The organism is Micromonospora sp. NPDC002411 (assembly GCF_053592955.1).
On the sequence record NZ_JBSFBM010000394.1, the window covers coordinates 1 to 5,588 of the forward strand.

Consider the following 5,588-nt stretch of genomic DNA (forward strand, 5'->3'; position numbering starts at 1 on the left):
CTCCGAGGGCTGTCACCGTCGCGGCCGACTCGACCTTCGGCAGCCGTAGCCCGTTCAACCCGGGCCGGCCGGTCACCGCCATCAGGTCGGCGTCGCCAGGTCAACACCGGTCCGGGCGTACGCGTCGAAGTTCACGCCCCCAACGGTAGACGACTCACGGGGTGCGTGGCGCGTCGATGTAGTGCGGCAGGAACCGCGCGTAGCCGTCGGTGATCAGGCTGGCGCTCTCCCGCACCCCGACCCCTGCCGACTCGCCGTCGACGATCCAGCTGCCCAGCACCACCCGGTTGCCGGCGAACTGCGGCAACGCCCGGAACTCCTGGTAGCACCAGCCCTCGTCGCCGTAGATCCCCGGATTGTGGATCTCCTCGTCGGCGGTGACGATGCGTACCGAACCCCCCTCCCGGCCGAGCAGCGGCTTGGCCACGTACTCCGGCATGCCGCGCGGCGAGTCGAGGTAGGCCGGGAGCAGGTACTCATGGTCGGGGTACAGCTCCCACAGGACCGCGAGCAACGCCTTGTTGGACAGCAGCAGCTTCCAGGCCGGCTCGATCCAGGTGGTCGGGGTGCCCGGAGCCAGCGCCGCGGGCCCGTACGGCTCGGCCAGCATCCACTCCCACGGGTAGAGCTTGAAGCACGTGGTGACCGGTTGGTCGTCGGCGTCGACGAAGCGCCGGCCGTCCCAGCCGATCTCCTGGATGGGCTGCAACGTGACGTCAAGGCCGGCCTGTCGGGCGGTCTCGGCGAGGTAACCGGCGGTCATGTGGTCCTCGCCGGACTCCTCCTCGTTCGACCAGAGCACGTGCACCCGGGGCTCGTGCAAGCCGGCCCCGATCTTCGCCCAGGTGCCGACCAGCCGCTCGTGCAGGCTGTTCCACTGGTCCAGTTCCGGCCGGCTCTGCTCCAGCCAGTACCACTGGATGATGCTCGCCTCGACCAGCGCGGTCGGGGTGTCCGCGTTGTACTCCAGCATCTTCGGCGGCCAGGTGCCGTCGTACGCCAGGTCGAAGCGCCCGTAGAGGGTGGGTGGCGCCTCGCGCAGCGACCGGGCCACCGCGTCGGCCGCCCAGGCCGGGATGCCGAACTCGGCGTACCGGCGCCGGGCCACCACGTGTTCGGCGGCGGCCACCGACATCCGGTGCAGCTCCTCGGTGGCCTCCTCCAGCCGCAGCACCTCGTCCAGGTCGAAGGCGTACGCGGCGGTCTCGTCCCAGTACGACATGATTCCGCCGTCGGGCAGTTCGGTGTCGACGTAGATCAGCCCCTGCTCCCGGATGGTGGTGTTCCAGTCGGGTCGCGGGGTGACGGTCTCGCGGCGCATCTCAGCCGCCGCAGGCGGCCAGGTGGGTGCCGAACCCGCCGCGATCGGGCAGGGCGGCGGTGGTCGGCTCCGGCGCGGCGCGACCGGCGGCCGGGTCGGGGACCCGCATCGCCAGCGCGACGGTGTCACCGCCGCCGACCGGCCCGAGGGCGCAGTCGTCGTCATCGTCGTCGTCCGAGGTCATGTTGCAGCCGGAGAGGGCGAGCGCGAGAGCGGTGAGCGCGCCGAGCTGCACGGAGGCCGACCGGAGCCGGCGGCGGGGGCGTTGGTCCACGGCATCGTTGTAGCCGATGCGCGCCAGAACCGCAGCCCCGGCCGCCCCTCGGCGGGGGGCCTGGCAGGGGCGTTACGCTCGGCTCATGCTCCGTTCCGTCATCCTCGCCGCCTCCCGGTCATCCCAGGTCGAGCGGCTCGTCGCGACAGCCCCGTACACCCGGGACGTCGTTCGCCGGTTCGTCGCCGGCGCTGCCACCGACGACGCGTTGCGCGCGACCCGCGGGCTCGTCGACGACGGTCTCGCGGTCACCCTCGACCACCTCGGTGAGGACACCGTCACCCCCGAACAGGCCATCGCCACCCGTGACGAGTACCTGAAGTTGCTGAAGTTGCTCGCCGCCGCGGGGCTCACCCCGGCCGCCGAGGTCAGCGTGAAGCTGTCCGCGCTCGGCCAGATGTTCGACGAGCAGTTGGCGTACGACAACGCGCGGGCGATCTGTGCGGCGGCCGACGCGGCGGGCACCACCGTCACCCTGGACATGGAGGACCACACCACCACGGACTCGACGCTGGAGGTGCTGAGCCGGCTGCGCAAGGACTTCCCGTCGACGGGCGCGGTGCTCCAGGCGTACCTGCGCCGGACCGAGTCGGACTGCCGGGAGCTCTCCTCCGCCGGGTCGCGGGTGCGGCTGTGCAAGGGCGCCTACAAGGAGCCGGAGTCGGTGGCGTACCAGTCGGCCCGTGAGGTGGACAAGTCGTACGTGCGGTGCATGAACATCCTGATGTCCGGCGACGGTTACCCGATGCTGGCGACCCACGACCCTCGGATGATCGCCATCGGTGAGGACCGGGCTCGGTGGTTCGACAGGGGGCCGGAGCGCTTCGAGTTCCAGATGCTCTACGGCATCCGCCCGGAGGAGCAGGCGCGCCTGGCCGGCGAGGGTTACACGGTTCGTACCTACGTCCCGTACGGCGACGAGTGGTACGGCTACCTGATGCGCCGGCTCGCCGAGCGCCCGGCCAACCTGGTCTTCTTCGGCCGGGCGTTGATCTCCAAGAAGTAACCGGGATTCGGTCGACGGGCCGGCGGTGACCCCTGTGGTCCCGCCGGCCCGTTCGCGTGTACGCGACTTGACGAGGTTGGCTAAGTAGGTTAGCTTTACGGCTATGACAACTAGCCAGGTTCGCCGCGACGGCGGCCACATCGCGTACGAGGTGCACGGCGAGGGCCCTCTGGTGGTCCTCTCGCACGGCATGGGAGAGAACCGGGCGAGCTACCGGCACCTGGTGCCGCTGCTGGTCGCGGCCGGCCACCGGGTCGCCTCGGTCGACGTCCGGGGCCACGGCGAGTCCAGCGTCGGCTGGCCCACGTACGCACCGGCGGAGGTCGGCGCGGACCTGCTGGCCGTGGTCCGTGACATCGACGCCGGTCCGGCCGTGCTGGTGGGCAGTTCGTCCAGCGCGGCGGCGGTGGTCTTCGCCGCGACCGACGCGCCCGAGTTGGTCAGCGGCATCGTGCAGGTCGGCGCGTTCGTCGGTCAGCCCAAGCTCAACCCGTTGGTGCGGATGGCGATGTGGTCGGTGCTGCACAGCCCTCGACTGTTCGGGATGTTCCACAAGACGCTGTTCCCGGTGCACCGCCCCGCCGACGACGCCGCGTACCGCAGGTCGATGGTGGCCAACCTGCGCGAGCCCGGCCGGATGGCAGCGATGCGCGGTGTGATCGTGCCGGTCGAGCCGCACTGGACGGCCCGCGCCCCGCAGGTGCGGCAGCCGGTGCTGGTGCTGATGGGCACCAAGGACCCGGACTTCCCCGACCCGGGGGCCGAGGCACGAGCAGCCCGGCGGCTGTTCCGCACCGCCGAGGCCCGGATGATCGAGGAGTCCGGCCACTACCCGCACGCCGACCGGCCGCAGCGCATGGCCGACGAGCTGCTCGGCTTCCTGGCGGTGTGCACCGGTGCCTAGGGTCGGTCTCAACCAGCAGACAGTGGTGCGGGAGGCAGCCCGGCTGGCCGACGAGGTCGGCTACGAGCAGCTCACCCTGGCCGCGCTCGCCAGCCGGCTCGGGGTGGCGCTGCCCAGCCTCTACAAACACGTGCGGGGTGCGGACGCGCTGGCCCAGAAGTTGTCCGCGCTGGCCACCGCCGAGCTGGCCACCGAGCTGACCAGCGCCGCCGTCGGCCGCTCCGGTGGGGACGCTTTGCGGGCGATGGCCGACGCCTACCGCGACTACGCCCGCCGGCACCCGGGCCGCTACCCGGCGACCCAGCAGGTGCCCGACCCGACCGATCCCGAGCACGTCGAGGCGGGCGAGCGGGCGGTCGGCGCCATTTTCGCGGTGCTGCGCGGGTACGGGCTCACCGGCGACGACGCCGTGGACGCGACCCGTGCCCTGCGCAGCGCCCTGCACGGCTTCGTCGCCCTGGAGGCCGCGGGCGGCTTCGGCCTGCCCCGCGAACTCGACCGCTCGTACCACCAACTGGTCGCCAGCATGGACATCTCGTTCCGCTCCTGGCCGGTCACGGACGCCTGAACGGACCGGCCCGGGGCGGCCTCACCCCGCTCAGGGAATGGTCGTACCCTTCGGCGGGTGACTGACGGGGTGCAGCAACGGCCGGCACCACGGCGGCTCTGGCCGCTGTGGACGGTGTTCCTGGTGGTCGTCGTGCTGCTGGGCTGCGGCGTGCCGGCGGTGCTCGTCGTCGGAGTGATCCGGGAGAACGGCGCCCGGTCCACGTTCAGCCGAGCCGGCGTCTCGACGGCCGACGATCCCGCCACAGTGGCGGCCCGAGCGCTCGCCGACCGGATGACCACTCAGCTCAACCGGCAGTCCACCGCGCTGCTCGGTGGGGACCGCGCCGGTTTCCTCGCCGTCGCCGACCCCCCGGCACACGGTGACCTGCGCCGACGCTTCGCCGCGCTCCGCGAGCTCAAGGTGACAGTCTGGCGGGCCGAACCGAGCGGTCTGCCCGCACCGGTCGTCGGCAAGCCGGGGGAGTGGCGGCTCCTGGTGCGCTTCCAGTACTGCTTCGTCGTACCGAACTGCCGGCCCAGCCCGGTGCTGATCGGCACCCGTTGGCGGGAGAACGGCGACCAGCCCCGCCTGGTCGCGCTTGAGGAATCCAAGTCGGTGGAGACCGGCACCCGACCGTGGGAGATCAGCGATCTGGCCGTGGCGGTCGGCGCGCGGACCATCGTCGCCACCACCCCCGCCTTGCGCGGCAAACTGCCCGGTCTGCTCACCCAGGCCGAGGCGGCGGCCAAGGTCGCCGACGGGTACGCGCTGACCGGGTCGCCGCCGGACCGCTACCGGATCTTCTACGCCGGTCCCACCGAGTGGCAGCGGTGGTACGGCGGCGACCGCCCGGAGTGGACCGGCGGGTACGCGGTGACAGTCGGCGGCGGCCACCACGAGGTGGTGCTCAACGCCGAAGGGCTCTCCAGCAGCGGCACCGACGACCTGCTCCGGCACGAGCTGACGCACGCCGCTTCGTTGCCCGAGCGCGGCTACCCGGGCAAGACGACCTGGTGGCTGGTGGAGGGGTTGGCCGAGTTGGCAGGTGCCGGCGGCCAGGCGGTCGACCGGTACGAGGGCATCGCCGAGGTGCGCAAACTGGTCCGGGGCGGTTGGGACGGTCAGTTGGCGGGCGTCAACCCCGCCGCCGACGCCTCCGCCGAGCGGGTCGCCGGCAGTTACGGCGTCGGCTACCTCGCCGTCCGACACCTCGTCGACAGGTACGGGCCGCAGCGGCTGCTCGCCTTCTTCAAGGCCGTGGTGCACGAGCGCGACACCCTCGACGTTGCCGCCGAGCAGGCGTTCGGTGAGAAGTGGACGACGCTGCACGACGAGTGCGTCGCGTACATCCGCGCCGCCACCGCCTGACGGGCTGGTCGGCGGTGTGACGGTCGGTCGTACCATCGATGGGTGCGCCGCCCCCAGTTACCGCGGCCGGCCGGCACCACGCGGCCCCGCCTGCTCGTCGCCCTGACCGCCGTCGCCGTCCTCACCGCCACCACCGCCGCCTCCTGTGGCGACGACGCCCCGGAC

The 5,588-nt window shown here is 72.1% G+C and carries 6 protein-coding genes; 4 read left to right on the forward strand and 2 right to left on the reverse strand.

Annotated features, from left to right (window positions below; genetic code table 11):
* Window positions 1-154 precede the first annotated feature (154 nt).
* Window positions 155-1,321 (reverse strand): glutathionylspermidine synthase family protein, encoded by a 1,167-nt coding sequence (locus tag ACWCO3_RS30560; protein ID WP_357929445.1) that lies wholly within the window; start codon window positions 1,319-1,321, stop codon window positions 155-157.
* Between the two features lies 1 nt (window position 1,322).
* A complete protein-coding gene (locus tag ACWCO3_RS30565; RefSeq protein WP_244311545.1) occupies window positions 1,323-1,595 on the reverse strand; it encodes a hypothetical protein in 273 nt (90 codons plus the stop codon).
* 85 nt (window positions 1,596-1,680) lie between these two features.
* Between ACWCO3_RS30565 and ACWCO3_RS30570 the strand changes: the two genes are divergently transcribed.
* From ACWCO3_RS30570 to ACWCO3_RS30585, 4 genes are all read left to right on the forward strand, one after another.
* Window positions 1,681-2,601, forward strand: a complete 921-nt coding sequence (locus ACWCO3_RS30570; protein WP_355026374.1) for a proline dehydrogenase family protein — start codon at window positions 1,681-1,683, stop codon at window positions 2,599-2,601.
* A gap of 103 nt (window positions 2,602-2,704) precedes the next feature.
* On the forward strand, window positions 2,705-3,505 hold the full coding sequence (locus ACWCO3_RS30575; protein ID WP_354882092.1) for an alpha/beta fold hydrolase: 801 nt from the start codon (window positions 2,705-2,707) through the stop codon (window positions 3,503-3,505).
* A complete protein-coding gene (locus ACWCO3_RS30580; protein WP_450013339.1) occupies window positions 3,498-4,073 on the forward strand; it encodes a TetR/AcrR family transcriptional regulator in 576 nt (191 codons plus the stop codon). Before ACWCO3_RS30575 ends, ACWCO3_RS30580 begins: the two co-directional genes overlap by 8 nt.
* A gap of 57 nt (window positions 4,074-4,130) precedes the next feature.
* Entirely contained in the window at window positions 4,131-5,423 is a 1,293-nt protein-coding gene (locus ACWCO3_RS30585) for a hypothetical protein (RefSeq protein WP_450013341.1), read from the forward strand.
* Window positions 5,424-5,588: the final 165 nt, after the last annotated feature.